Annotated in this window: 27 protein-coding genes, 1 tRNA gene and 1 pseudogene; 22 read left to right on the top strand and 7 right to left on the bottom strand. The window is 41.8% G+C overall.

Translation table 11 applies throughout. The features are described from left to right. Positions 1-65: 65 nt before the first annotated feature. Together ACE1AQ_RS09995 and ACE1AQ_RS09990 are read right to left on the bottom strand one after the other, a co-directional pair. The gene (locus ACE1AQ_RS09995) at positions 66-1,292 is read right to left on the bottom strand and encodes a dicarboxylate/amino acid:cation symporter (protein ID WP_008198166.1); all 1,227 of its coding nucleotides are present in this window, start codon (positions 1,290-1,292) and stop codon (positions 66-68) included. Positions 1,293-1,454: 162 nt separating this feature from the next. Continuing rightward, the gene (locus ACE1AQ_RS09990) at positions 1,455-3,488 is read right to left on the bottom strand and encodes an elongation factor G (protein WP_110545009.1); all 2,034 of its coding nucleotides are present in this window, start codon (positions 3,486-3,488) and stop codon (positions 1,455-1,457) included. Positions 3,489-3,868: 380 nt separating this feature from the next. On the opposite strand from ACE1AQ_RS09990, the gene ychF reads away from it, so the two are divergent. The 4 genes from ychF (at position 3,869) to ACE1AQ_RS09970 (ending at position 8,971) form a co-directional block, all read left to right on the top strand. Then, the gene (ychF, locus tag ACE1AQ_RS09985; protein WP_110545022.1) at positions 3,869-4,960 is read left to right on the top strand and encodes a redox-regulated ATPase YchF; all 1,092 of its coding nucleotides are present in this window, start codon (positions 3,869-3,871) and stop codon (positions 4,958-4,960) included. Between the two features lie 370 nt (positions 4,961-5,330). After that, complete coding sequence (locus tag ACE1AQ_RS09980; RefSeq protein ID WP_110545007.1) at positions 5,331-7,364, top strand: N-6 DNA methylase; 2,034 nt, start codon at positions 5,331-5,333, stop codon at positions 7,362-7,364. Positions 7,365-7,664: 300 nt separating this feature from the next. Next, positions 7,665-8,306, top strand: a complete 642-nt coding sequence (locus ACE1AQ_RS09975) for a PEP-CTERM sorting domain-containing protein (protein WP_110545005.1) — start codon at positions 7,665-7,667, stop codon at positions 8,304-8,306. Positions 8,307-8,719: 413 nt separating this feature from the next. After that, on the top strand, positions 8,720-8,971 hold the full coding sequence (locus ACE1AQ_RS09970; RefSeq protein WP_008198153.1) for a hypothetical protein: 252 nt from the start codon (positions 8,720-8,722) through the stop codon (positions 8,969-8,971). A 246-nt stretch (positions 8,972-9,217) separates the two neighbouring features. Here the strand turns inward: ACE1AQ_RS09970 and ACE1AQ_RS09965 are convergent, their stop codons facing one another. Further along, a complete protein-coding gene (locus ACE1AQ_RS09965; protein ID WP_110545003.1) occupies positions 9,218-10,759 on the bottom strand; it encodes an NAD(P)H-quinone oxidoreductase subunit N in 1,542 nt (513 codons plus the stop codon). Positions 10,760-11,274: 515 nt separating this feature from the next. Between ACE1AQ_RS09965 and pipX the strand changes: the two genes are divergently transcribed. The 5 genes from pipX (at position 11,275) to ACE1AQ_RS09940 (ending at position 15,654) form a co-directional block, all read left to right on the top strand. Continuing rightward, complete coding sequence (gene pipX, locus ACE1AQ_RS09960; RefSeq protein ID WP_008198149.1) at positions 11,275-11,547, top strand: transcriptional coactivator PipX; 273 nt, start codon at positions 11,275-11,277, stop codon at positions 11,545-11,547. Positions 11,548-11,550: 3 nt separating this feature from the next. Then, the gene (locus ACE1AQ_RS09955; RefSeq protein ID WP_008198147.1) at positions 11,551-12,210 is read left to right on the top strand and encodes a YggS family pyridoxal phosphate-dependent enzyme; all 660 of its coding nucleotides are present in this window, start codon (positions 11,551-11,553) and stop codon (positions 12,208-12,210) included. A gap of 362 nt (positions 12,211-12,572) precedes the next feature. Further along, on the top strand, positions 12,573-13,145 hold the full coding sequence (locus tag ACE1AQ_RS09950; protein WP_110545001.1) for a cell division protein SepF: 573 nt from the start codon (positions 12,573-12,575) through the stop codon (positions 13,143-13,145). A gap of 97 nt (positions 13,146-13,242) precedes the next feature. Next, the gene (gene proC, locus ACE1AQ_RS09945) at positions 13,243-14,055 is read left to right on the top strand and encodes a pyrroline-5-carboxylate reductase (protein WP_008198142.1); all 813 of its coding nucleotides are present in this window, start codon (positions 13,243-13,245) and stop codon (positions 14,053-14,055) included. Between the two features lie 78 nt (positions 14,056-14,133). Next, on the top strand, positions 14,134-15,654 hold the full coding sequence (locus ACE1AQ_RS09940; protein ID WP_110544999.1) for a glycosyltransferase family 39 protein: 1,521 nt from the start codon (positions 14,134-14,136) through the stop codon (positions 15,652-15,654). A 19-nt stretch (positions 15,655-15,673) separates the two neighbouring features. On the opposite strand, the gene ACE1AQ_RS09935 is transcribed toward ACE1AQ_RS09940, so the two are convergent. Then, entirely contained in the window at positions 15,674-16,210 is a 537-nt protein-coding gene (locus ACE1AQ_RS09935; RefSeq protein ID WP_106908427.1) for a metal-binding protein, read from the bottom strand. An 81-nt stretch (positions 16,211-16,291) separates the two neighbouring features. Here ACE1AQ_RS09935 and ACE1AQ_RS09930 point away from each other — a divergent pair. The 3 genes from ACE1AQ_RS09930 (at position 16,292) to ACE1AQ_RS09920 (ending at position 18,482) form a co-directional block, all read left to right on the top strand. Then, positions 16,292-16,363: transfer RNA gene (locus ACE1AQ_RS09930), tRNA-Val, on the top strand. A 157-nt stretch (positions 16,364-16,520) separates the two neighbouring features. Continuing rightward, the gene (locus ACE1AQ_RS09925; protein WP_002800396.1) at positions 16,521-16,868 is read left to right on the top strand and encodes a YkgJ family cysteine cluster protein; all 348 of its coding nucleotides are present in this window, start codon (positions 16,521-16,523) and stop codon (positions 16,866-16,868) included. A 189-nt stretch (positions 16,869-17,057) separates the two neighbouring features. Beyond that, a complete protein-coding gene (locus ACE1AQ_RS09920) occupies positions 17,058-18,482 on the top strand; it encodes an AAA-like domain-containing protein (protein WP_110544997.1) in 1,425 nt (474 codons plus the stop codon). Between the two features lie 371 nt (positions 18,483-18,853). Here ACE1AQ_RS09920 and ACE1AQ_RS09915 read toward each other — a convergent pair whose 3' ends face one another. Further along, positions 18,854-19,084, bottom strand: coding sequence for a hypothetical protein (locus ACE1AQ_RS09915; protein WP_008198130.1), 231 nt, complete (start codon positions 19,082-19,084; stop codon positions 18,854-18,856). 258 nt (positions 19,085-19,342) lie between these two features. Continuing rightward, positions 19,343-20,149: a hypothetical protein gene (locus ACE1AQ_RS09910; protein ID WP_110544995.1), complete on the bottom strand. Its 807-nt coding sequence runs from the start codon at positions 20,147-20,149 to the stop codon at positions 19,343-19,345. Positions 20,150-20,238: 89 nt separating this feature from the next. Here ACE1AQ_RS09910 and ACE1AQ_RS09905 point away from each other — a divergent pair, with 89 nt between their 5' ends. The 10 genes from ACE1AQ_RS09905 to ACE1AQ_RS09860 all read left to right on the top strand — a co-directional run bounded on the left by ACE1AQ_RS09905 (position 20,239) and on the right by ACE1AQ_RS09860 (position 25,724). Further along, positions 20,239-20,766 (top strand): hypothetical protein, encoded by a 528-nt coding sequence (locus ACE1AQ_RS09905; RefSeq protein WP_108935822.1) that lies wholly within the window; start codon positions 20,239-20,241, stop codon positions 20,764-20,766. 3 nt (positions 20,767-20,769) lie between these two features. Next, the gene (locus ACE1AQ_RS09900; RefSeq protein WP_253257729.1) at positions 20,770-22,386 is read left to right on the top strand and encodes a caspase family protein; all 1,617 of its coding nucleotides are present in this window, start codon (positions 20,770-20,772) and stop codon (positions 22,384-22,386) included. 259 nt (positions 22,387-22,645) lie between these two features. Then, positions 22,646-23,038, top strand: coding sequence for a type II toxin-antitoxin system RelE/ParE family toxin (locus ACE1AQ_RS09895; protein ID WP_002775262.1), 393 nt, complete (start codon positions 22,646-22,648; stop codon positions 23,036-23,038). Further along, positions 23,031-23,327 carry a helix-turn-helix domain-containing protein gene (locus ACE1AQ_RS09890; protein ID WP_002731911.1) on the top strand — a complete coding sequence of 99 codons (297 nt, stop codon included), beginning with the start codon at positions 23,031-23,033 and terminating at the stop codon, positions 23,325-23,327. The genes ACE1AQ_RS09895 and ACE1AQ_RS09890 overlap by 8 nt, the downstream gene beginning before the upstream one ends. Before the next feature lie 431 nt (positions 23,328-23,758). Further along, complete coding sequence (locus tag ACE1AQ_RS09885; protein ID WP_106908423.1) at positions 23,759-24,001, top strand: hypothetical protein; 243 nt, start codon at positions 23,759-23,761, stop codon at positions 23,999-24,001. Continuing rightward, positions 23,988-24,413 (top strand): type II toxin-antitoxin system VapC family toxin, encoded by a 426-nt coding sequence (locus ACE1AQ_RS09880; RefSeq protein ID WP_008198109.1) that lies wholly within the window; start codon positions 23,988-23,990, stop codon positions 24,411-24,413. The genes ACE1AQ_RS09885 and ACE1AQ_RS09880 overlap by 14 nt, the downstream gene beginning before the upstream one ends. 209 nt (positions 24,414-24,622) lie before the next feature. Next, positions 24,623-24,883, top strand: a complete 261-nt coding sequence (locus ACE1AQ_RS09875) for a DUF4258 domain-containing protein (RefSeq protein ID WP_008198107.1) — start codon at positions 24,623-24,625, stop codon at positions 24,881-24,883. Further along, positions 24,870-25,067: a DUF2283 domain-containing protein gene (locus ACE1AQ_RS09870; RefSeq protein WP_008198105.1), complete on the top strand. Its 198-nt coding sequence runs from the start codon at positions 24,870-24,872 to the stop codon at positions 25,065-25,067. Before ACE1AQ_RS09875 ends, ACE1AQ_RS09870 begins: the two co-directional genes overlap by 14 nt. 296 nt (positions 25,068-25,363) lie before the next feature. Then, positions 25,364-25,600, top strand: coding sequence for a type II toxin-antitoxin system VapB15 family antitoxin (gene vap15 / locus ACE1AQ_RS09865; protein ID WP_002762933.1), 237 nt, complete (start codon positions 25,364-25,366; stop codon positions 25,598-25,600). Continuing rightward, a complete protein-coding gene (locus tag ACE1AQ_RS09860; RefSeq protein WP_008198101.1) occupies positions 25,578-25,724 on the top strand; it encodes a putative toxin-antitoxin system toxin component, PIN family in 147 nt (48 codons plus the stop codon). The genes vap15 and ACE1AQ_RS09860 overlap by 23 nt, the downstream gene beginning before the upstream one ends. Here ACE1AQ_RS09860 and ACE1AQ_RS09855 read toward each other — a convergent pair. Continuing rightward, positions 25,721-25,903: pseudogene (locus ACE1AQ_RS09855) on the bottom strand (IS630 family transposase); the annotation flags it as partial. The gene ACE1AQ_RS09860 and the pseudogene ACE1AQ_RS09855 overlap by 4 nt on opposite strands.

Genomic DNA, 25,903 nt, shown 5'->3' with positions numbered 1-25,903 from the left:
TTATTCCCTATTAAACTTTGCCCCTTGTCCAAATTCTACGAGGGTTCTGCCGTGGCTAGGTGAGGCTAGTTTTTTGATTCTAGGGATTTTTCCTTTTCTCCTAATTCCCAGTAATTGAGCAGGATAGCATTAACTGTATTACCGATCACATTTAACACGGTTTTAAAGCCATCGGTCAAGCGATCGACCCCTGCCACTAAAGCCACTCCCTCTAAGGGTAAACCCGCCGCCGATAATACGGTAGTCATGGTAATTAATGCGCTGCCGGGGACTCCAGGGGTACTAAAAGAAACCAATAAACCACTCAATGCGATCGCTAATAACAAAGAGGGACTTAAAGGAACTCCGTAAACCTGAGCGATAAAAAGAGCATTAAATCCCTGTAAAATTGCCGAACCATCGCGTTTTAGTACCGTTCCCAAGGGAATAGCGAAACTGGCGATATCTTCGGGTAAACCGTATTCTTGAATTTCCCGCAAAACTACGGGTAAAGCGGCGTTAGAACTAGCAGTACCGAAAGCTAAGGATAAAGACTCCGATAAAGAGGCAAAAAAGCGTCGAGGTTCTCCTTTGAGGGCAAAAAGGAGCAAAACATACACCCCAATCATCAAGGTGCTGGCCAAAAACAGACCAAAAACATAGAAAAAAAGTCTCGCCACTAATTCTAACCCCTGAGTGGCGATAACCGAAGCAATCAGGGCAAATACCCCCACAGGTGCTAGATAAAGAATCACCGATAGGATTCTCTCGCTGATTAGATAAAGACTGTCTATCAACAGAATAAAAGGTTTTGCCCCCTCTTTGGCCAGTCCGATGCCGATACTAAATAAAACTCCCGTCACGATTACCTGTAAAAGATTGCCCCCGGTAAGAGCTTCTAGGGGATTAACCGGAATCAAGCTAATCAGCCAATCTCTCAAGGATACCGGTGTATTGGTGGTCATGGCGGCATTAGTGGCAAATCCCTCTAAACCTATCCCCGGTTTTAATAGCAACGCCGTCGCCATGCCGATTAACAGAGCAAGTGTACTGGTTAGCAGATAGCCAGTCATCAATCTGAGTAAATATCTACCGATCCGCGCCGCATTCTGTACCCGGGTTAATCCTAAAATAAGAGAAGAAAAAACGATCGGAACCACTACAAATTGAATTAAGCGCAGAAAAACCTGTCCCACCGGCGCAAGAATATAGTCGTCTAAGGGTAGGATTAGGGCAGGAAAAAAACCATTGAGCAGCGCACCGAAAACAATTCCTGCACCGAGGGCGACTAAGATCAGGTTAGATAAATTCATGAGGTTAAGTTGAGAATTCCGAGACTAATTTGGGGCAGTATAGCACTAGGCTAATTTTATCGAACCCTTCTGTCATTTTTTGCCAGAAAAGGGAGAGATGAGCCAATAAAAGCCCATCTCTCGGTAATTTATCGCTCTACTTTAGTGACAGCCAAGAAGACCTTACTTGTTACCATTACCCTGCATGGCTAAAACCGCATCGCGCAGTTTATCCGGCACTTCTTGCAGGTGATCCTCATCCCACCGGAAGAAACCGACACCCATAGTCAAAGAACGCAATTCAACGATCAAATCGTGCATTTCCGCTTGGGGTAGATAGGCCGTCACCTGATCCCAACCTTTCCACTCCTCAGAAGCTTCAAAACCCTGAATTTGACCGCGTTTACCACTGATTAACTGTAAAACCTTGGCGGTGTATTCTGAGGGAGCGAGAACCGTCACCGATAGAATGGGTTCTAATAAGACCGGATGACATTTAGGCAGTCCTTCCGTCATCGCTAGACGGGCCGCTTGTTTAAAAGCTTGTTCGGAACTATCGACACTGTGATAGGAACCATCGGTGAGGGTGACATCAATATCCACCACGGGGAAACCCAAAGGACCATGACCGAGATATTCCCGCACTCCCGTTTCCACCCCGGGGATATACTGTTTGGGGACGACACCACCGACAATGCTTTCATGGAAGTGGAAACCTTCCCCCCGGGCCAGGGGTTTAATATCGAGATACACATCACCAAAAGCACCGTGGCCGCCGGTTTGGTGTTTATAACGTCCGTGGGATTTGGTGCTGGTTTTGATCGTTTCCTTGTAGGGAACTTGGGGTAAATGGGTGGTCATCGGTAGATTATACTTGCGTGCTAGGCGATCGAGGGCCACTTGTAGATGAATTTCTCCCTGTCCCCAGAGAATCACTTCTTTAGTGTCGCCGTGTTGTTCCCAGTAGAGGGAGGGATCTTCTTCGATCAGTTTTGTCAAAGCTGAACTTAATTTAACTTCATCCTTGCGATTGACGGCGGCAATAGCTAGAGCAAAGACGGGTTTAAGCTGTAATCCTTTGGGAAGGTCGGGTTTTTGACTGCCGCTGCTCACCACGTCTCCGGTGCCGATTCCTTCCAAACGACCGAGAGCGACAATTTCCCCCGCTTGGGCCTGCTGTAGGGGTTGTTGTTGTTGTCCCATGAGACGATAGATACCACCAATCCGCACACCGTTTAAGGCCATGCCATCGTTAAGGGTTCCCTGCCAGATTCGCCCTAGGGAGAGGCGACCGCCCTGGGGAGTAAAATAGGTTTTGAGGATTTGTACCACTGCGTCCCCATCCGCACTGGGATCGAGACCGCGACGATTGGCGGTAATTGTCGGGGCCGGCGCTTCTTCCACTAAAGCGGTGAGGAGATGACGCACACCATAGTCCCGTTCCGCCATACCAAAGAACACGGGTACTATCTGATCGGATCCCAGTTCTTGTTTTAAGTCTTGGAGAATTTCTTCCCGGGAGGGGTTAATATCTTCGAGGAGTTCTTCTAAAAGATGATCATCAAATTCGGCAATCGTTTCTAGCATTTCTTGTCGAGCGATCTGTTCTTCTTCCTTGAGGTGGTCGGGTAAAGGTACAGGATCGGCGGGACTGTTAGCATGGTAATGATAAGCCTGTTCGTTGATTAAATCGATAAATCCGATAGTTTCGTTGTTCTGACGGATAGGATATTGTTGGGGAACGAGGGGACGACTAGAAACGGATTTGAGAGCTTGTAGGACTTCGTTAAAGTGACTATTACAGCGATCCATCTTGTTGATGAAGATTAGATGCGGAATTTCCCAATCATCGAGGAATTTTAGCAAGGGAGCCAGGGTGAGAACTCGATCGACCACCGGTTCACAAACGATAATAGCAGCACCGGCCCCGACGAGGGCATTATAGGTTTCACTGGCAAATTCGATCGAACCGGGGCAATCGAGAAAGGTAAAATTTAGGTTTTGGTATTGACTGTGGGCAACGGAAACTTCTACACTCATCTGTCGATCCCGCGCTTGCGTGGAACTATCACCAACGGTATTGCGATCGCTGATTTTGCCTTTTCTGGTGATCGCTCCTGTTACGAAAAGTAAACTTTCCAGTAAGGAGGTTTTTCCACTGGAGTAGGGGCCGACAAGGGCCACATTACGGGTGTTTGCTCCGATACTTTGATTCATACAGATACCCCCAACAATGATTTAGTGATTAGTTGCGGCGATTGGACGATATTTACACTCGATCGCCCTTGGGAAATATACTGTCATAGCACTGAAAATTACTCTCAGGACGTATTTAGAAGTGAAAGGCCTGTCTTGCCATAATTTTGCCCAGTGCTACAGGTGTATTCTTTCCTACTCTTCACCCTAACTCAGTCTCAAGCATTACATCCCATTCTCGCAATCTCTTGTAAAATCTCGCCTACTTTTAGTTAAGGAACTTGAATAAATGTTAACTAAGCTGTTAACTATCCACCGTCTTTCTCATCAACTGGATTTACAAAAACGAGAGGCAGCCTGATATAGTGAGAGGTCGGGATGATGTTTATCAAGCAATTTTTATGTTGAAAGCTGGAATCGTGGGACTGCCAAATGTGGGTAAATCGACCCTATTTAACGCTCTGGTGGCTAATGCCAAGGCCGAGGCCGCTAATTTCCCCTTTTGTACCATCGAACCGAATGTGGGTGTGGTATCCGTCCCCGATGAACGTCTGGAGGTTTTGGCTAAAATCTCTAATTCTGAGAAAATCGTGCCGACGCGGATTGAATTTGTCGATATCGCCGGATTAGTCAAGGGTGCCAGTCGCGGGGAAGGATTGGGTAATCAATTTTTGGCTAATATCCGGGAAGTGGACGCGATCGTTCATGTGGTGCGCTGTTTTGATAATGATGATATTATTCATGTTTCCGGTTCCGTGGATCCGTCCCGGGATATCGAGGTGATTAATCTAGAGTTAGCTCTAGCGGATTTGGGACAGGTGGAGAAGCGGGTGGAACGTTTACGCAAACAGGCGAAAAATAGCAAGGAAGCCGCCGAAGAATTGGCTATCCTTGAAAAAATCCTAATTTGTCTTAATGACGGTATTTCGGCGCGAAAAGTGGATTTAAGCAAAGAGGAAGAAGAATTAATTAAAAATCTCGGTTTATTGAGTCGTAAACCGATTATTTATGCCGCTAATGTGAGCGAAGATGATCTGGCCACGGGTAACGATTGGGTAGAAAGTGTCCGTCAAATTGCCCAACAGGAACAGGCCAAAGTTGTGATCGTTTCTGCTCAAGTAGAATCGGAATTAGTGGAATTGTCGGAGGAAGAAAGAAAAGATTTTCTCGGTTCTTTAGGAGTAGAAGAAGGGGGATTAAAATCTTTAATTAAAGCTACCTACGAGTTATTAGGACTGCGTACCTATCTCACCACTGGACCCCAAGAAACCCGCGCATGGACGATTATTGCCGGTATGAAAGCACCCCAGGCAGCCGGAGTTATTCACTCGGATTTTGAACGGGGTTTTATTCGTGCAGAAACCGTGTCTTATCAGGATTTAGTTAATAGTGGCACAATGAGCGCCGCCAAAGAAAAAGGTTTAGTCAGAAGTGAAGGCAAGGAATACATTGTTCAAGAGGGTGATGTTTTACTATTCCGTTTTAATGTATAGCTAAAAATAAATCAGGTGAGTGCCACCCACCTGATCAAAAGGCTAAACAATTTTACCAAAATAACAGGAGAGCATGACTGCATTTATTCAGTCTTCCTCAATGTTTTGATATAATCCCTCAAGATTTCTGCCCTAAACAATCTCTCAGCTTTTTTTACTCACTTTGGTTAACATTAAACTGAATTTTTTATCTCTTGACATCCTCTAATTTATATTCTATAATCAGGTATAGTGGCAAGTTCTTGTTTAATCAAGATGGCGATTATCTCTGTCCACTAAAAGACTGGTTTGCTGGGAATGCAGTCAAGGCTAAAAATATTCTATCTATTCAACAACCCGCAACCAGAAACGTTCAAATCAAGCGCAGTAAATGAAAGAGCAAGGATTGTTATTTTCCGAAGACAGCCTGTTACCTGAAAAACTCCCGCAAATTCAGGAATTACGACCTTCTAACAATCTTTCCGCAGTTTTTGAAGAGTGCCATAATTATATTTACGCCAACGAAGGAATGCTCAAAGACAAGATTTTTCACGAGATGGTTAAACTAATCATCATCAAACTTCATGACGAAAAATCTGCCAAGCAATCTGTAAATTTTGGCGTTACAGCAAGTGAATATAAAGCCATCGTAGCAAATAAGTCCGATGAATTTATGTCGCGTCTCAGTCAATTATTTACCTCAATCAAGAATCATTATCGGGGATTTTTCACCGATGACACATTCAAGTTAAAACCTTTGACTCTTGCTTATATTGTAGGCAGGTTACAGTACATTAATTTAACTAAAACATCTGGCGATATAAAAGGGGAAGCCTTTCAGACTTTTGTAAATAGACACCAGCGTGGAGATAGGGGAGAATTTTTTACCCCTCACCCAATTGTCCGCCTTGCGGTTGAAATGATAGACCCCAAACCAAACGAAAAAATTATAGATCCTGCTTGCGGAAGTGGTGGTTTTTTAATTCAAGCAATCAACCATGTTCGACAAAATAACCCAGAGTTCGATATAGCAAGTTTTGTGCAAGAAAGTATTACAGGAATTGAATTTAATCCTGATGTCGCCCTTTCGGGAATGATTCGTTTAGTTTTTGAAGGTGGCACAGGTTCAGAAATTATCTGCACTAATGCGCTTATCGAAGATGAAAAATTAAATAATTCTTTTGATGTTATCTTGACAAATCCTCCTTTCGGAAATAAAGGCAAAGTAGAAGACCAGAAAATTCTTCAATCATATATTCTTGCCCGGAAATGGCATAAATCAGCGTCCAATGGTTGGGAAGTTTCCCCAACCGTTTTAGCGGGTCAGTCGCCCGATATTTTATTTATTGAGAAATCTATAAAATTATTGCGGGCAGGTGGACGCATGGCGATTATTCTGCCCGATGGTTTATTACAAAATATCTCTAATGGACCGATTCGCCATTGGTTGCGCTCCCAAACAAAAATATTAGGTGTTGTTTCCATACCGCCGGAAGCCTTTGTACCCTACGGCACTGGAATCAAGACATCACTTTTGGTGGTTCAAAAATTACCAGCAAACAATGATTCTTGTTTTATGGCACAAATCAAAAAAATAGGCTATGACGTTAAAGGACAAACAATATATAAGCGCAACAAGTCGGGAGTTATAGCCCGAAAAAAATCAGGTTTGCCAATAGTTGACGATGATATAGATGATATTTCTCACTCTTTTAGGTCATTTATCAATGGGGAATTTGCACAAAACAGCGATTGTATTTATACAGTTAAGAATACCCTGCTCAATTCGAGACTGGATGCCGAACATTATTTACCCAATGACCAAAAATTATTAGAACATCTAAAATCTATTGGGGCGAAACCTTTAGGTGAAATTGCCGATATTTTGAGAGAGGCGGCTGATTTTCGTTTAGCTAGGGACAGTGAAATTAGATATATCGCTATTTCCGATGTTGATTATCGTACAATGCAAGTTGTTTCCCAACAAATAATTAAGGCACACGAGGCCCCATCTCGCGCAACTTATAGATTGTACAAAGGCGATATTATTACAGCAATTTCAGGAGCAAGTACAGGAACACCACGCCAAGCAACAGCCCTAATCACAGAAGATGAAGAGGGGGCAATTTGCTCAAATGGATTTTCAGTATTAAGAAATATTCAGGGAGTCGAGCCTTTGTTTTTATTAGTATATATGCGAACAGACTTTTTTTTGCGTCAGGTTAAAAGGTACATGACAGGTCATGCCATTCCTACTATTTTAGTAGATGATTTGTCAAAAGTTTTAGTGCCTATTCCACCCCAATCTGAACAGCAGAGAATAGCAAAAAGTATGACCGAAATTCAAGCAATTAGAAAAGAAGCGTTAAAGGCAAGTGAGAATGTTGTTAACGAAATGAGTCTTTTACTTGGCCAATTTGAGTAAGGCAAAAAGCAGGTTAAGCTTAGAAAAAGTCTTAATACTAAATCCGGTTATTAAACACTGATTATCTATTCCCCCTTTTGCCTGTCCTGATATGTAGCCTATACTCAACGGATTTAGTATCAGTCCCTAGTCGGGGAGAAGAATATAAAGAATTATTAAATTGTAGTTTTTGATACATTTGTGGGGGGGGGGAATGTGTATTGTTTCTTCCGTCTGCCTGTTGTCTTGGCTTAGGCTGTTGCTTGACCAAGCTGCGAGGAAGACGATAGTTGCCTCTATTCACCCGTTTGCTCAATCAAGATGATTAAAAACCGATTAATTCCCACCCTAGCTTTAGCTGGCGCAACCTCTCTCGCTGCTATGCTCACTCCTGTGGCAGCAAAGGCTATTACCTATACCGTTAACCGCAGTTGGAGTGAATCAGATAATAACGCTTCTTTAGTGGGAACCGTAGATGTGCCAATAGGTAGCTATACTATCCAGAATGGTACTCCCAATCCCTTTACCAACGTTAACCTTATCTTGACGGTTAATAGTAATCCTTTTACTTTAGATGCTGCGAACACTTCTGGTGTTTTCGGAACAGGGCAATTTTTGGTTAATGCCACATCTTCAACGTTAACCTTTAATACAGCTAATGCTGATGGGAGTAACCAAGCTTTTTTAGCGTTTGTGGACTCGTCCACGGGTCTCACTGGTCCATTGTATGGAATTGCTTCTCAGAATGTTTCTGCTGAAGTCGGCGCCAGTACATTAGTAAGTGTATTTGCTTCAGTATCTTTCCCCGTAACTTTTGGGATAGCACAAACAGCACAACAAGTACCTGAACCCGCCTCCCTCTTTGGTCTTGGAGTTCTCGTTACTCTGGGAGTAGGTTCAACCCTCAAACGCAAACTAAAGCCATCCAAATCAGCCGAAAAAGAAACCACAAAAGTTGGCTAAATTGCTTATAAAAATACCATAAATGCCCCTTCAATTAGCCAGTTGAGGGGGGTTTATTTTTAGTCCATGTTTCTATTTAGGGTTTGCTGAATAAATGTGAAATATAGACGAGGTAAGGGTTTTAGTGTCCTGTTTTGCTCTCACAGGTGCAAGATTTTGAGAGAATCGTGGTTCAAAACCTTGCGTCTTCATCGGCCCGCGTCCTGTAGGGGCGAAGCATTCGGGCAATAACCTATCGGTGAAACCGTAGATTTTCTATCCGAATGCTTCGCCCGTACTTTTTCAGCAAGCCCTATTCATTGATTTTTTTGATCCAATGGCAACTTTTACATCAATAGGGTCAAATTCAATGAGTATGGTGATTTCGTGCTACAATAGAGGTCTGTTAAAAGTAAAAAGAACAATCAATTACCATGAATAGCAAGACAGAAATCACTATTCAAGTTCCTTTAGAAATTGCTAGATATTACGCTAAAATTAAACCCAATGACCGAGCAAACATAGAAAACAAATTAACTGAAACTATTCAATTAGAATTAGAAAAATATCGTCAAAAAGCAGCGGCGAGATTATCAACAGTTATGGATCAAGCTAGTGATGAAGCAGAAGCTAACGGATTAACTCCAGATATTTTAGCCTCTATTTTAGAACAAGATGAGAGTTAATCACATTATTAAAAACCGATGGCTCTCTTATTCTTTGTGTGATCAGTTTAACTTACTATAGAAGGGATCAATCTTTGTGTCCTCTGTGCCTCTGTGGTTCCTTCCACTCGCTCGCCCGCAGGACTGTATCTTAGAATACATTTTACCCACCAAACCGAAGAGAGCCAACGGATTTGGTATAAGGTGGTTGATTTATCCCAACCTTAAGACAGGACTAGAATAGCTAGGATAAATCAACAGGGATTCTCAATTCGCCCGGGAAATGTGCGTCGCCAGGGCCGCCGATTGTAGGATGGGGGTAGTGGTGACGGAATCCGTCGCTAGGGTAAAGAGAGGATTGGAAAGGATACCAGCTAGGGAAGTCGCCACTAGGGAGAGGACAATACCCACCTGTAGGGGACGCATCCCGGTAAGAGTCCAATTGATAACGGGGTAATTTTTCACCGCATCGGACATCTCTTGGGGTTCCTTGACCACCATCATTTTGACCACACGGATATAGTAGTAAATCGAGGCCACACTGGTGACTAAACCAACGAGGACGAGGGCATAAAGTCCCGCTTGCCAACCGGCCCAGAATAGATAAATCTTACCAAAGAAGCCCGCTAGAGGTGGAATTCCCCCCAAAGAGAGGAGACAGATGCTTAAACAGAGGGTTAGTAGCGGATCTTTCTGGTAGAGTCCCGAATACTCAGCGATCTGATCGGTTCCGGTTCTCAGAGCAAAGAGAATCACACAGGCAAAAGCCCCTAGGTTCATGAACAGGTAAATTAACAGATAGAAAATCATGCTAGAGTAACCCGCGTCAGTACCGGCGGTTAAACCAATCATGACAAAACCCGCCTGACCGATCGAGGAATAGGCTAACATCCGTTTCATGCTAGTTTGGGCCAAGGCGACCACGTTGCCGAGGATCATACTCAAAATTGCTAGGGCGATAAAGATAAACCGCCATTGTTCGCTGACTAGACCGAAAACCGTCACTAAGAGGCGAATTGCTAGGGCAAAACCGGCCGCTTTGGAACCCACCGAGAGGAAAGCCACCACGGGAGTGGGTGAACCTTCGTACACATCAGGGGTCCATTGGTGAAAGGGAACCGCCGAAATTTTGAAGGCGATACCGGCAATCACAAACACTAATGCGATCGCTAAGGCCAAGGACTGACCACCGTTAACAGCGGTTAATTTTTGGGCAATGGCACTTAAACTGGTTTCACCTCCGGATAAACCGTAGAGAAGGGAAACACCATAGAGGAAAATCGCCGAACTAGAAGCTCCAATTAACAGGTATTTTAAGGCGGCCTCGTTCGATCGAGGATCCCGCTTCATGTAACCGGTCATTAGATAGGAGGAAATACTGAGCATTTCTAGGGAGATGAAGATCATCACCAATTCACTAGCGCCAGATAGGAACATTCCCCCGAGGGTCGCGGTGAGCATAATGGCTAAAAATTCCGCTAGGGAGGTTCCCGCTTGTTCCACATAACGGATAGACATCAGCACTGTGGAGGCGGTAGAAAGAGCAATAATCGCCCTAAAGACGATACTGAGATTATCGCCCTCAAAAGCCCCTAAAAAGGCCACTGGTTTCGGATTGTCCCAGGCAAAATAGAGAGCAACCACAGCAGCGAGCAGACCAGCGATCGCCGCGTAGGGCAGCCAACTTCTGGCACTCCGTCCCAAGATCAAATCGCCGATTAAAATCACCATCAGGGTGATAATCAGGATTCCTTCGGGCCAGATAGCGCCGGCGTTTAGCTGACTGGCAACAAGACTAGAAAAATCCATATTGATTGAGGTTAAAGGAATTTGAAGTTAAAAAAGGCTTAATACAAGCTTAGGGCATTTGATCAGCGATTCAGTGATCAGTTATCAGTGATCAGTTATCAGATGTGAGTTTTCACGGCACTGATCGCCGCTATCGGGTCAAAATATCTAAAAAACCAGATAAATTTGAGATAATCTTAGCTTTTATGGGTATTGTAGTTGTCTCTTGTCTTTTTCCTCCTCGTGTCTCCGAGTCTCGGAGTCTCCTCACCTAACGGAAAATCTTTGATTTTTGCAGCAGAGCTAATTTCTGATGGTGACAAGTTGTCACCGAGATGTATCCACGTTAACAGGGAAAAAGTGAAAACTCAGGAAATCATGACATAGACTGGCATCGTTAGTTGTCATTGAAGGATTCTGGTAAAATTAGACTAGGGAAACCCCCGAAAAATCAATTGTTTTTGAGCCATCCGCTTGATTTTTTCGTTGAAAAATTTTTTAGTTCGCTCCATCCTTTTCCTTTAGCGATCGCTTGAATGAGTAACGAAACCTATCTCAATCATCCCACTTTCGGTCTACTATACAGAGTCTGTCTATTAGAAGAACATCAGGAATTATTTACCACTCTTTATGCCCAACGTCTTTTTTTTCTGGTGACGGTGGGTCCGAAAAAAGTCTCGTTCGATCCGATTAGTCGTTCCGATGCTCGTCTTTTAGTGGAAAACCGGCTGCGGAATTTGCGCCGGGGCAGTAATGTGCAAGAATTTAACAGTCTCAACCAAACTTATCAACAAACCTTTTCAGTCTAGTTCATGACGATCGCTAGTCGCATCGAGTCAATCCGTCTTACCCTACCCCCCTCCGCGCGCCTGATTGCCGTCAGTAAACAGGTATCGAGTGATTATATCCGTCAAGCTTACCGGGCAGGAGTGAGAGATTTTGCCGAAAGTAAGCTACAGGAAGCAATCTCGAAGCAGCAAGAACTAAAAGACCTGCCAGATATTTCTTGGCACTTTATCGGGCATCTACAGGCAAATAAAGCCCGCAAAGTTCTAGAATCTTTTGATTTAATCCATTCCCTCGATAGTTTAAAATTAGCCCAAAGACTCGATCGCCTGGCCTCAGAATTAGAGATTAATCCCCAAGTTTTGCTACAGGTGAAAGTTGTCCCCGATCCCGATAAGTTCGGTTGGGACACGGACGAACTCATAGCAGATATTCCCGCTTTAGTCAACTGTAAACAGCTAAAAATTCAGGGTTTGATGACAATTCTGCCCCAAGGATTATCCGACGGGGAAAAGTTAGCCGCCTTTGAAAAAACTGGCGATTTAGCCCAAATAATCGAGAATAGCTCTAGTTTATGCCTGCCGCATCTATCCATGGGGATGTCTAACGATTATCCTCTGGCAATCAAGGCCGGAGCCACTTTGATCCGGGTGGGAACTGGCATCTTTGGTGATCGCATTTACTGAACCATCTGCGTAAATTTACAGAAAAAACCTCTAGAAATTTTAATAATTGGTGACAATATATCTTAGAATTACAGCGTCTAGTCTAGAAGTTGCTGGTTAGAAATGAGGAATTGACTTTTTCCCAATCCCTAAAAACTATCCCCTGATAACTGATAACTGATAATTGATAACTGAAAAGAGGGAACTAACCGCTGCCCCCAGACGACTAGAAGGAAAAATTTAGTTCCATCCACTAGATGGATGCCCCCTTAACAAAACAGTTCTCCTGTACCAAGTGAGAGCCAAAATTGTTAAGGGTAACTAAAACAACCCCGACTCTGGCCAAGACCACCCAAAAAAATCTTTTGAAGGACACTTAGACTGTGAACAACATTTTTACCAAACTCAAAGATTTTGTCGGTATCTCCGAACAACCGGAAGACGAAGACGAAACCGACTACGAAGAAATGAACTGGGAAAAGTCTTCCCCCCAAGATAGGGGTCAAAACGAAGAAGAAGATCCCCTCAATCGTCGTCAACGCGAACCTTTAAATCTCAGTACATCCACATCTATGGGACTCAACAGAAGCAACGTGATCGGTATGCCAGGTATTAACAACAATAATGCAGAAGTGGTCGTGATCGAGCCCCATTCCTTCGAGGAAATGCCCCAAGTTATCCAAACCCTGAGAGAACGCAAATCGGTGGTTTTAAACCTCAACGTCATGGATCCCGAAGAAGCACAAAGAGCCGTGGATTTTGTCGCCGGTGGCACTTATGCGATTGATGGTCATCAAGAACGCATCGGTGAGAGTATTTTCCTATTTACCCCCAGCTGCGTTAAAGTTAGCACCCTTTCCGGAACTATTCACGATATCACCGATAACCCGAAAATAGCTCGTCCCGTTTCCTCCACACCTGCTTGGGGAGTCGAAAGCAGTCGATTAGCTCAATGAATCCTCCCATAGTCCTCTCGTCAAGTTTGTCGAAGCTAGAAATCGATCGATTCTCGAGAGGATTCACTCTTTTTTACTTTTTACTTTCAATAATACTGTGTCTATTCGTTTAGGAATTATTGGCGGTGGAGTGATGGCCGAGGCCATTCTCAGCCGTTTATTAAAAAAAAATATTTATAGTCCGGAAACGGTGTTAGTCAGTGAACCCCAACCCCAACGGCGCAACTTTTGGGTTAATACCTACGGAGTGCAAGTCAGTGAGGATAACCGGGAAGCCGCCAGAGCAACTGAGGTGTTAATCTTAGCGGTAAAACCGCAAATTTTAGAGCAAGTAGTGAATAGCTTGCTGGGAATACCGGAAAAACCCCTAATTATCTCGATTTTAGCAGGAGTTACCCTCAATCGCTTAGAAATGGGCTTTCCCGATCGCCCCGTCATCCGGACGATGCCCAATACCCCCGCCACGGTGGGACAAGGGGTTACGGCAATCGCAGCCGGTCGTCATGCGGAACCGGAACATCTGGCCGTAGCCAGAGATATTTTTGCCGCGGTCGGTTCGGTGGTGGAAGTTCCCGAGGCTTTGATGGACGCGGTAACGGGATTATCGGGATCGGGCCCAGCATTTGTGGCCCTAATGGTGGAAGCTTTAAGTGATGGTGGTGTGGCGGCCGGATTACCGCGATCGATCGCGTCTCAATTGGCCCTAGAAACGGTTTTGGGGACGGCAACCCTATTAAAAGAATCGGCCATACATCCGGGGGAATTAAAGGATCGCGTCACTAGCCCCGGAGGAACCACGATTGCCGGGGTGAGACAATTGGAAAAAGGCTCTTTTCGATCGACTATTATCGAGGCAGTAGTGGCGGCCTATCATAGATCTAAAGATTTAGGGCGTAGTTCCGAAAAGTAATCTTGCTATCTTTTCTAACCCATAACTAATGTCTCGATCTGTGATAAGATACGCAGCAATTCTTGTCCAGAAAAAGTTATGAATAAGAAATCTGATCGTTTTGATTTAATGGCATTAATTGCCATTGCTGTTTTTTTCCTGGGGATCGTTTTCTGGAAAGTCCCGCTTCATTATCCCTATATCCTTAATTTTGATGAAGCGGTGGCCCTGGTACTTGCCTACGTCACTAAACAAGGTTATCGTCTCTACGAACAAGTTTGGCACGATCATTTATCGGGTTTATCTCTTTTACTAAATAGTTGGTTAAGCTTGACAGGATTTACTATCCATGCGGCGCGCATTATGGTGCTTTCTTTGTCCACAATTATGTTAGGAATTTTTTATCTAATTCTGAGAGTTAATTGCGGAATATTGGCCTCTTGTTTATCGGTATTTATTCTCTCAACCTGTCTAGTGTATATTACCCTTTCAACGACAATGTTGCGGGAGTTACCCTCACTTTTTTTTACAATCTTAAGTATTTTTATCATCTTTAAAGCCCTTCAATCCACGGGTAAGCTTAAGTATGGACTCTATTTACTCAGTGCCATGGCTTTTGTTTTTTCCCTGCAAATTAAACTTTCGGGCATTACTATTATCCCAACTGTAGCTTTAATTATTTTTCTCAATCAACAAAATAGTTTTATTAAAAGAATCATTGATATTGTTATTTGGTCAGTCGCTGTTGTTTTAGTCTTTGTCTTGGGTTCCCTGACTATTTTTCCTTTTTCCTACGAAAATATTATTAAATCTCATGTCAGTGTTGCCGCTAGTTTCGCTCAAGAAAATCTCACCTTATGGACTCTCTTACAAAGCGTCCTACAGTACGAACCAATTTATATAATCGTGACAGCGATCGCTATTATAGCGATGGTTTTTACCCGCAACATAATACCACTTTTACCGCCGTTGGTCTGGTTAGGTTCTAATCTGTTCAGATTTGCTACAGTCGCCCCAATTTGGCCTCATTATTATATCCACTTAATTATTCCCGCCGTTTGGATAATTGCCTTGTTTGTCGAACAGTTAAAAATTAGTGATAGTCTCGGTGAATTTAGGCAAAATCGAAAAATAACCCGGGAATTAGTTCTCAAAATGCTGATTTTTCTACCACTGTCTGGCCAATTTCTCTTTAATACCTTGAGAATAATCACCAATCGTGATCCTGCAATTAATGCCTACGTTCAATTTAATAAAAGGTATAAACCTCTTTTGGCAGAAGCTGTGTTTGAAAAATTTAAAAACTCCGATAAACTTCTGTTAACCGATAATCCTCACTACATATATCAATATTTCTTGAAAACACCCCCAGAAACTGCCGTCATCACCAGAAAGAGATTTATCAATCAGAATCTCGATGGGGATTTTATCCTAGAAGTTATCGAAAAAAGACAGCCCGATTTGGTTTTTCTCTATCGATTTGAAAAGCAATTTCTGCAATCACCAAAACTCAAGGATTATTTAGAGAAAAATTATATCCAGTTTCCCGATCAGCAAGAAAAAGGAACTCTCTTTATCAGTCCGAAAACTTGGCAAGAATATCAAAGTAAGGCTAATTAGAAATTGTGGAGGGGGACTATTAACGTTTTTTCTTTTTTACCGGTTTTTGAGTAACTTTTCGAGAACGTTTATAGGCCGATCCGATCCAATCACTACAACTATGACTCATCGCCCCTAATTCTAAACCTAGGAAAATAGCGATCGCTACCCGGGGATACTGTTGCAACCAAGTGATCGCTTGCTGCGGCCACAGTCGCCAATCCCAGTCTATACCCCAGAAACTTTGCAGGATCGGAATGATCACGATCGCCGCTAGTAAAAGAAAACTACCAAGATAAAATAACCGAAAAATTGTGCCGATCAATAAACCGTGGGATAACCAACCGCGATGACGGATCATGGAACGATAGGGTAGCCACAACCAGCGCAGATAACCCCAACGTTTGTACTGTACCGAGTGGATGTCAAGATCCGGTCCAAACAGAAATCCGCTAAACAAATAACTGGCCAACAGTAACAAGGTTAAGTTACCACTGCCACTGACCAAAAAACTCGCCCCCGCAATCGGTAGCAACAGAATTAGGGTAATGCGATCGTGAGTTCGACCAGAGGGCATCGGAAAAAAATTAACTCGCTCAAAAAAATAATATACTTTTTTGAAAATATGTGTTATACTGAGAAAGTGCGAAATTGATTCGGGCGTTTAGCTCAGTGGTAGAGCGCCTGCCTTACAAGCAGGATGCCGTAAGTTCGACCCTTACAACGCCCATTTTATTAGATTCTTGCCTCGTCAAGCTTTCACTCCCGATCGCTGGGTTAGATTAAAACTATTGAGGGGAATTGCTGCGGGAAGGCAAAATTGCGACTATTTGCTAGTAAGCTAGTCAGTAGGTACTAGGATTAATTCATCGCGGCACACCGGTTATATGGCCAATTGGAAATGTATTAAAAATTGTGGAGCTTGTTGTCAACTAAATCCCGATGAGCGTCCTGACTTAGAAGAATATCTGACTCCCGCACAATTAAGTCAATATCTCAGCATGGTTGGGGAAGAAGGTTGGTGTATACACTTTGATCGCCAAACCCGTCTCTGTACGATTTATGACCAGAGACCAGAATTTTGTCGTGTTCAACCCGATATTTTTGCCAAAATGTATCAAATTGAACCGGGAGAATTTGAGCAATTTGCGATCGATTGTTGTCATGAACACATTGAGGATCTTTATGGGGAAGATAGCCTAGAAATGAATAGCTATCGTCAGCAAGTAGGCTAAGATTTACCCCCATCCCAGAAATAACTCGGACGGGGAAGAAAATAAGTGGTCTGGTTATTTTTCCTAGCTTTTTGATGGCTAAACCAGTAAAATTACGGAATTGATTGTTTCCCTGTTGAGGAGAAGTCTATAGGAAACTCAAAACCTCTAGAGGTGCAGAGTTTGGGTTCAGGACAGGGAAAAAATATCATGGAAAAACCGGAAAAACAGCGCCGCAGACGCGGGGTTATCCTCACCACCACGGGACTAGAAAAATTACTTACTGCCAAACAAGAAGCGGAATATCGGGATAATTGCGGTCATCGCTTCACCCTAGAAGTCCTCAGCGAGAAAACTCTTTTAGGGGTAGATACTCTGATGAAGGTATTTGCTTGTGAATCAGGAGTGGATAAACAAACCCTGAAACATTGTTTTCAAGCTTTTAATTTAACTTTAGAAAATAGCGATTATTATCGTCCTAACTTACCAGAAACTAATACTATTAATCCTCAACTATTGCCTGAGTTACCAGAGGGACAAGTCCCCCTCGATTCCCCCTTTTATATTCACAGAAACAATCTAGAACAGACTTGTTATCAAGAGATCTTGCGCGGGGGTAGTCTGATCCGGATTAATGCGGCCAGAAAAATGGGAAAAACTTCCCTGATAACCAGAATTATTAATCATGCACAACAACAGCAATACCATACACTTTATTTCAGTTTTCGGTTAGCAGAAAGCTCAATTTTTCAAGATTTAAATCACTGGCTGCGTTGGCTTTGTGTTAGTATTAGTCGCCAGTTAGATTTAGACAATCATCTCCCACAGGATTGGGATGACTTCTTAGGGGGTAAAATTAACTGTAAAATCTATCTGGAAAAGCATATTCTCTCCCATCTTGATCGCCCTTTAGTGCTTGCCTTTGATGATCTTGAATATCTTTTACCCTATCCACAGCTAAGGGAAGAATTTTTTAGTATTCTGCACCTCTGGCACGAGGAAGGCAAAAACAAACCTCTCTGGCAAAAATTACGTTTAATTGTTGCCTATTCCCCTGCACAGGAGCTTGATAAAACCTCAGATATCTATCAATCTCCTTTTAGTCTTGGTTTACCGATCGAATTGCCTAATTTTACCAGCGCACAAGTACGAGAATTAAGTCAAATACAGGGATTAGATCAGAATTTTGACTGCGAAAAACTACGGATATTTCTAGGGGGTAATCCCTATTTAATTCGTCTTGCTTGCTATCATCTTGCTCGGGGTAATTGTACCCTAGAAAGCATTTTGGCTACTTCTATCGGCGAGGAAAATAATATTTTTGCAGGCCATCTTAAACGTTTACTTTGGCATCTGCAATACTTAAAGGGCAATTTAGCGGCTATCTTTGCTAAGGTGGTGATGGCGGAAAAAGACATAGAAATTGATTTAATGGCGGCTTTTCACCTAGAAAGTCTCGGACTAATTCACCGACAAGGTAAGTTTTGCCGAGTCAGTTGTCCTCTCTACCGTCAATATTTTAGCGAATATTTCCGGCAACGTTCTGTTTTTTTGCCTCGAAAAACTTCTATCTTCGCCAAAAAAATTACGCTTGCTCACTTTGATACTTCCGAAAAAAGTCGCTATGCCATCTAGTTTATCGAATGTCATTATGAGGGAGTGATACTAAATCCTGTTTAAAAAGTATAGGAGAGTGGCAAGGGGGTTTTTAAAGTTCGAGTGGAATAGGCTTGTAGTTCCTCTGTTTTACGAATAAAACTTTTCGTACTCATCATGATCGCCAATCCAAAACCAGGTCACTGTATCCCCTGACAGCACCCCCAAAGCTCGATGACTCTTCGTTACACGCACTGACCAAATATCTTCGTCGCTGTCAATACACTTAAAATTTAACGACGGATGAAACGGATTCTCTACCCATCACCGATATGCTTTCCTGGCTCCGGCTTTGACTGCTGGTTTCAAGTCGCGATACTTCTGCCAAAATGAGGGCAATGTCGCGGAATTCATAGCTGCTCATAATCCATCGGCGTGGACAAGCCTGCTGCAATCTCTTCTTTGGCTTTTCGGGCTGCTGCGACTAGATTATTCTTCGTCTGTTTAAACGACTGATCCCATCGTTTTTCTTCTTCAATTTCTGCAATATAAGCTCGAACATAATCTACTAACTGCTCTTGAAGCTCATCAGGCAGAGACTCAACCATCTTGATGATCGTGGTAATAGCAGGAGAGGGCATGGTATCTATCAGCGTAGTAGGTTTTCTCTATTCTACAACGTCCACCACAAACCAAAAATGATATAATCGGTGCGTGGATTGTTAATTTTAGTTTTTTGACCGGATTTGTAACCGCAAACACGCACCCTACACTTTATTATCCTCGCAAAAAAAATTACGCTTGCTCACTTTGATACTTCCGAAAAAAGTCGCTATGCTATTTAGTTTATCGTCCGTTAGGCCCTCGACTAACATAGAATACATTCTATGTTTTAGATGCTAGGGTTGGGAGAGGGAAGAATTAAGAATTGTCAATTGAACACCATTATCTCTTTCATAAACCATGACAACCGGAAAGGTTAATTTAGCTTCTTTTTTTGGTAACGCTGGGAAAATATAGGAATAACCATTGCCTTTGAGCAACAGTCGCCAAATTCTCGGTTTATCAGGGTTACTAATATCGTTAAGTTCGTTATCTAATAAACGTTTGTAGGATTGAAGATCGCCGATAATTCTAAAATTAGGTAAGTTAGTTTTTGTGGAACGACTTTCTAAGGGATTATTAAATTTTCGTCCTAAACTGGCATCTTGAGGCATAACAATCGTGACAATCGGTAAAGCGGAGGTTTCATTAACAGCATCTTTCCAAGCATCATCTTTTGCTTGCCAGGTTGCCAGCCAAAAAAGAGCCATCAGTACAAAAATAACGATAATAAATTCATTCAATAGGGATGATAAAAAATTAACGATCTTAGCTTGAGATTTACTCAAAGCAATCGGTAATCTTTTCAGATATTTTATTAGCCATCTTTGCCCAGCAAAGGTGATGACAGTAGCACCTATAATCACCAATAAAAATAGGATTTTTCTAGGAATTGCCCAAAGGTCTCCAAAAAATGTTTGAAAAGCGGCAAAATAAAAGGATTCGTTAGGAAGACTCAGAGTCGTAACTTCGAGATGAAAAAAGCTAAAGTATGCCCAGCGATAAATCCAGCCAGTAAAGTAAAGAGCAGCGGCTAATAAAACCAATACACTAATTAGTTTACCGAGAGGATTAAATTCTGAGGAATTGTCGGGATCAGTCATGACAAACTGCTTGGGATGGTTGAAGTGAAAAAGGAGATGTTAAAATTCTATCATCTCTTATTTATTTCGATATTGAGGGGTTAAGTCGGATGATGAAAGCTATTTTGCGGGGGAGTATTTTCTCTTTGCTGTTGCTGGGAGTAGCAAGCGATCGGCGGTTAGAATGGCTTCAGGGTTCTGTCCGCAGTCAGGAAACGGCGTTAGAGGTGGCTGTACCGGATAAGGCGACGGTGGTACTCAAGCGGGGAAATCCTCTGACGGGACGGTTAACAGCTTTTAATCAGGCAAGTTTGAGACTGTCGGCGGGGGGTGATTCAGAAACGGTTCCTCTGAATCAAGTTAAATCGATAGAATTTCAAGGAGATGTCTGGATTGAGGGTGAACCTCTTCCTTCTCGTATCCGAGGTTATGTTAAAACTTGGCCTGGAGTTCCTGTCACGGCTTTAAGGTTACAAAATCCTCCCCAGTCGGCTAAAGTCAACTTAAATAGGGTATTAACACCTGAAGAATTACGAAAGCTACTTAATATCAAAGACAAGGTTCATGTACTATATAAAATTAGTTTTAACTCGCCTCAAAAAATGACATTAGAAGCCTTTACTATGCCAAAAAAATAAATTATGTCTATCTCTCGTCTTAAACTTCTGGGTTATTTAACCATCACAACAACTATCCTAAGTGTTGCGATGTGGATGTCTCCTGAGAGAGACAAATTTTTGCCATTTAAGGGCATCAATCAAGCTGTTACCCAAAATCTTCCAAACACACAGCAGCAGCAAAGAATCGCGTTAGTTATTGGTAATGCTAATTACACAGTGGGAAAACTAAAAACTCCCCTTAATGATGCCACAGATATGGCTAATGCTTTGAAGGAATTAGGTTTTGAGGTAATTTTGCTCAAGGATTCTTCTAAACGACAAATGGATGATGCTCTCGATCAGTTTACCACTCGAATTAATCAAGGTTATGTCGGTTTATTTTATTATGCAGGTCATGGAATGGAGGTAGAAGGAGAAAATTATCTTATTCCTGTTAATGCTCAGATTAAATATGAAAAAGATGTTGAGTATGAGTCAATGCCTTTGGGGAAAATACTCGGCAGAATGGAAGATGCGGGTAATCGAATTAATATTGTGATTTTAGATGCTTGTCGCGATAATCCTTTTCGTAAATTTTGGCGGTCGTCTAGCAGGGGATTAACAGCACCATTACAAGCGGTATCAGGAACTTTAATTGCTTTTGCCACTGCACCGGGAAAAGTCGCTAGTGATGGTACTGGACGGAATGGATTATTTACTTCCTACTTATTGAAATATATTAAAACTCCCAATATGGAAGTAGATTTAATGCTGAGAAAAGTACGCTCTGATGTTGCTAAAGATACTAATGATTATCAAGTTCCTTGGACTTCATCCTCTTTAATAGGAGAATTTGCTTTTAATCAAAAAACTGAAACAACCTCTCCTATTGTGACTAGCCCACCTGTTCCTAAACCTAGCCCCTCTATTGCTGCTGTACAAACGCCAAAACCAACCCCTTCACCTCGTCCTGTGACTGGCTCACCTGTTCCTAAACCTAGCCCATCTATTGCTGCTGTGCCAACGCCAAAACCGAACTCTTCACCTGTCCTCAAGCCAGGAACTACTCTTATATCGAGGTCAACAGGAGTGAATTATACCCGTCTGCGAGACCTACTAGCAGCAGGGGAATGGAAAGAAGCAGATTATGAAACAAATAGGGCGATGCTTCAAGCTGCTAAGAGGAAAAGGAACGGGAACGGGTATTTCTACCCAGGAGATATTGGGAGCTTTTCTTGTGAAGATTTACGCATCATTGACCAGCTTTGGTTGTCAGCTAGTCAGGGTAAATTCGGCTTCAGTGTTCAGAGAGAAATCTATGAGAGTCTCGGTGGCACGACTACTTATAATGAGGTAGTGTGGAATAAGTTCGGCGATCGCGTCGGCTGGAGAAAAGGAGGACAATGGGTGTACTGGCGGGAATGGCGGGAACGGCGGGAAGACCAAACCCTTGATTTTCAAGTTCCGCCTCGGCCTGGGGAACCCCGTAATGTGTACCTGCCGGCGGCATCTAATATTGAAGTTCCGCCTAGAGAACCCCCTAGAGAACCCCCTAATGCGCACCTGCCGGCGGCATTATTTGAGATTACAAATATATTGGAGGGAAAGTGGAAGGGAGGCATGGAATCCTTCTCTCGTTTAAAAGCTTGTAACCTGTAGAATATAAAGATCTCAGGTCTTTTATCAAGTCTAATTTTAGGGGTTTTGCTCACGGAAACATCTGCTTTTCACAGAACTCGATACTTAACGATGTTGATGTCTATTATCGCGGAATTTCTAAGTTTAATTTAGGGGATAAACAAGCGGCGATCGCATAATTCTTTTCAACGAGGTTATGAGCTATCCAGCAATTCGATACCCATCACCATCACCTGATTACATTTATTGATTTTTCATCGCATACTATTTCAAAAGAAACGTGCCAAAGACAAAAATCATCTTTTATCAAGAAGCAGAAGGCATCTCACCCGTTGTTGAGTGGCTTCAGAAATTACTCAAAACTGATAAAAAAGGATTTGCCAAATGTATAACCAAAATCGAACAACTTGCCGCACAAGGTCATGAACTGCGCCGCCCTGCTGCCGATTATCTCAGAAATGATATCTGGGAGCTTAGAGCCAAACAGGGAACCATACAATATCGAATCCTCTATTTTTATCATGGTCAAAATATAGCAATTATTGGTCATGCTCTTATCAAAAAAACTTCCGCCGTTCCCTCACAAGACATCGAGAGAATTATCCAAAGAAAAGCACAATTTAAACAAAATCCAGAACTTCATACTTATCAAGGAGAAATAAACAATGCCTAAAACCACAGATGCCGTAAAAATCATTCACCAAATGATTGCAGACGATCCCACAATCAAAGAACAAATTGCCCTAGAATCCCTCAACTCAGAAATCGCACAATTGATTTATGACGCTCGTATGAATGCTGGATTAACTCAACAACAACTAGCCGACCTAATCCATGTTGAGCAATCCGTTATTGAAGATCTAGAAGACGCTGACTATCAAGACAATCCCCTAATAATGCTACAAAAAATTGCCACTGCCCTTAATCAACGAGTCAAAATGAGCCTTGTTAGTAGCTTGTAGGGTGCGTGTTTGCGCGTATTTAAAGGAGATTTGTTAATAATTAAACTATTACCGCGCCGTAACGCACCATCTTAAGAAAATTGGTGTGTTACGCTATCACTAACGCACCCGACAAGAGCCACCACTGTGTCTGGAGTGGTTTTTATTATGATTATTTAACTGCTACCGAATATCCCCCCCGCAGTAATCTCTCCCTAGTAACAGGTTTCTAGTTCCTGTTTGATATTCAGGCAGAATGAATGATATAATTGGTGCGTGGGGCGTGGGGGTTGGTTATCCTTCTCTCAAAGCTTTTAACCTGTAGAATATAACGATCTCAGGTTTTTTGTCAAGTCTAATTTTAGGGGTTTTGCTCCCGTAAACATCAGCTTTTCACAGAACTCGATTTTTATCTTAAAATTGATACAATCAACCATAAAGAGATAATGACAATGATAAACCTAGAAACAATTCAAGAAGATATTGCGTCCCTTCCCCTCGACGCACAACAGACTATTCTTGAACTTGTAGGTATTCTCAAAAAACGATATTCTCCCAACCCACAGGAAATGAAAGAGCAGCGAACAGAAGATTGGTCTGACTTTATCGGTTGTATAGAAGCTGAACCAGACCTTTCGCAAAACTATAAAACCTATTTAACAAGTGAACTTAAGCAAAAATATGATCATTGTTGATACTGGTTTCTGGCTAGTCCTTGCTAATAAAAACGACTCACTTCACCCATTGGCAAAAAAACAATTCCAAAAATTCATCAATCAACAATTTATTACAACCTGGTGCGTTGTTACTGAAACTTGCTACTTACTACAAAAACGAGTGGGAATAGATGTCCCAAAAACCCTTATTCATAAAATCTCCACAGGAGAACTACAGGTATTCAACCTCAAAACTAAGCACTGCCAACGCATTGAAGAACTGATGCAAAAATATAGAGATTTGCCAATGGATTTAGCCGACGCATCTTTGGTTATTTTAGCAGAAGAATTAGGTTCAGGTCAAATTCTTTCCGTTGATTATCGAGATTTTAATACCTATCGTTGGAAAAATACGGAGCCATTTCAAAATCTTTTTCAAGAACAAATGTAATCCGGAACAGGCTTCTAGTTCCTGTGTTTGATATTCAGGTAGAATTAATGATATAATTGGTGCGTGGGGCGTGGCTCTCTCATGCAAAAGCTTGTCACCTGTAGAATATAACGATCTCAGGTTTTTTATCAAGTCTAATTTTAGGGATTTTGCTCATGTAAACATCAGCTTTTCACAGAACTCGATAGATAAATTATGAATTATGAATTATGAAAGAGATTCGATTTAGCGATCATGCGAAATTTAAAATCGACATCCTTGCTAATCACGAACTAAATATTTCTCCAGAATTTATTATTGCTACGATTTGTAATCCTGATAAAATAGAAATATTGCCAGAATCCAAAGTCATCTTTCAAAGGAGATTAAATGAAAACTTAGTTCTACGAGTTATTTGTCGAGAATTTAGTGCTTTTATCTTGATCATTACTTTATACCCTGGAAGGACAAATAGATATGAAAAAGATTAAATACAGTAAAGATGTTGATATCCTGTTAATTGAGTTATCGGATAAACCTATCAGTTATGCAGAAGACAATGGACAGGTTATCTTGCACTATTCTAATGACGATATGCTAGTTCTTATCGAAGTCTTAGACTTCCGAAAATTTATTTCAGAAGACACCACTGCTGAATTGGTATCAATCTCCTAGCTTCTGTCGGTTAGATATATGAACTATGAAAGAGAAGATTAATGAGAAAAATTTATTAGTAATTAGAATTAGTTTTAGCTTAATTGTTTTAGTAATTTGCTGCAATGAGAATAAGCTGTCGCGCATTTAAACAATGACAATGATAAACCTAGAAACAATTCGCAAAGAGTAGTAATAGATGTCCCAAAAAGTTAATTATCAAAAAGAATAGAAGAAACAAATAGATATTCGGGAACGTTGTTTTGAGTATGCACTGCGAGCAATTAAACTTTATCAATAAACAATAATTTGAGAAAATGAACCAAAAAACTTACCAACTAACCTTAAACTTTGACCAGATTTTAGATTTGGTTAAACAACTCCCAGAAAGTGACAAAATAAAACTCAGTAAAGAACTCGAAAAAGAAACTTTAAATCAAAAATTAACCCAACTTTTAGAAACCTTTAAAACTGATGAGCTTTCCCTAGAGACAATTACCGAAGAAGTGGAGGAAGTTAGGGCTGAAATTTATGGACAACAAGCCACCGATTAAAGTTATTATTGATACTAACCTTTGGATTAGCTTTCTTATTGGTAAACAGTTAGCTGGTTTAAAATATCTACTGATTGAAAAAACTCTTGTGCCGATTTTTTCTCCACAGCTACTTATACTTTAGACGTTCATAATCTGAGATTTATTAAACTTCTGAAATCCTAGAGTCAGCAAGGAATCCAGTTCTTTTTTATGTTTCAGATGGGCATCATTCAGACATTCATAAATAGCTGAAGAAAAGTCAGAAAAGTTCTCATAATATTTACCATATAAACATTTCTTTTTGACAAATTTCCACAGCCT

The organism is Microcystis sp. BLCC-F209 (assembly GCF_041928595.1).
Taxonomy (GTDB): Bacteria; Cyanobacteriota; Cyanobacteriia; order Cyanobacteriales; family Microcystaceae; genus Microcystis.
The sequence above is the reverse complement of the archived record's forward strand: the minus strand, read 5'-3'. Positions and strand labels throughout refer to the sequence as shown.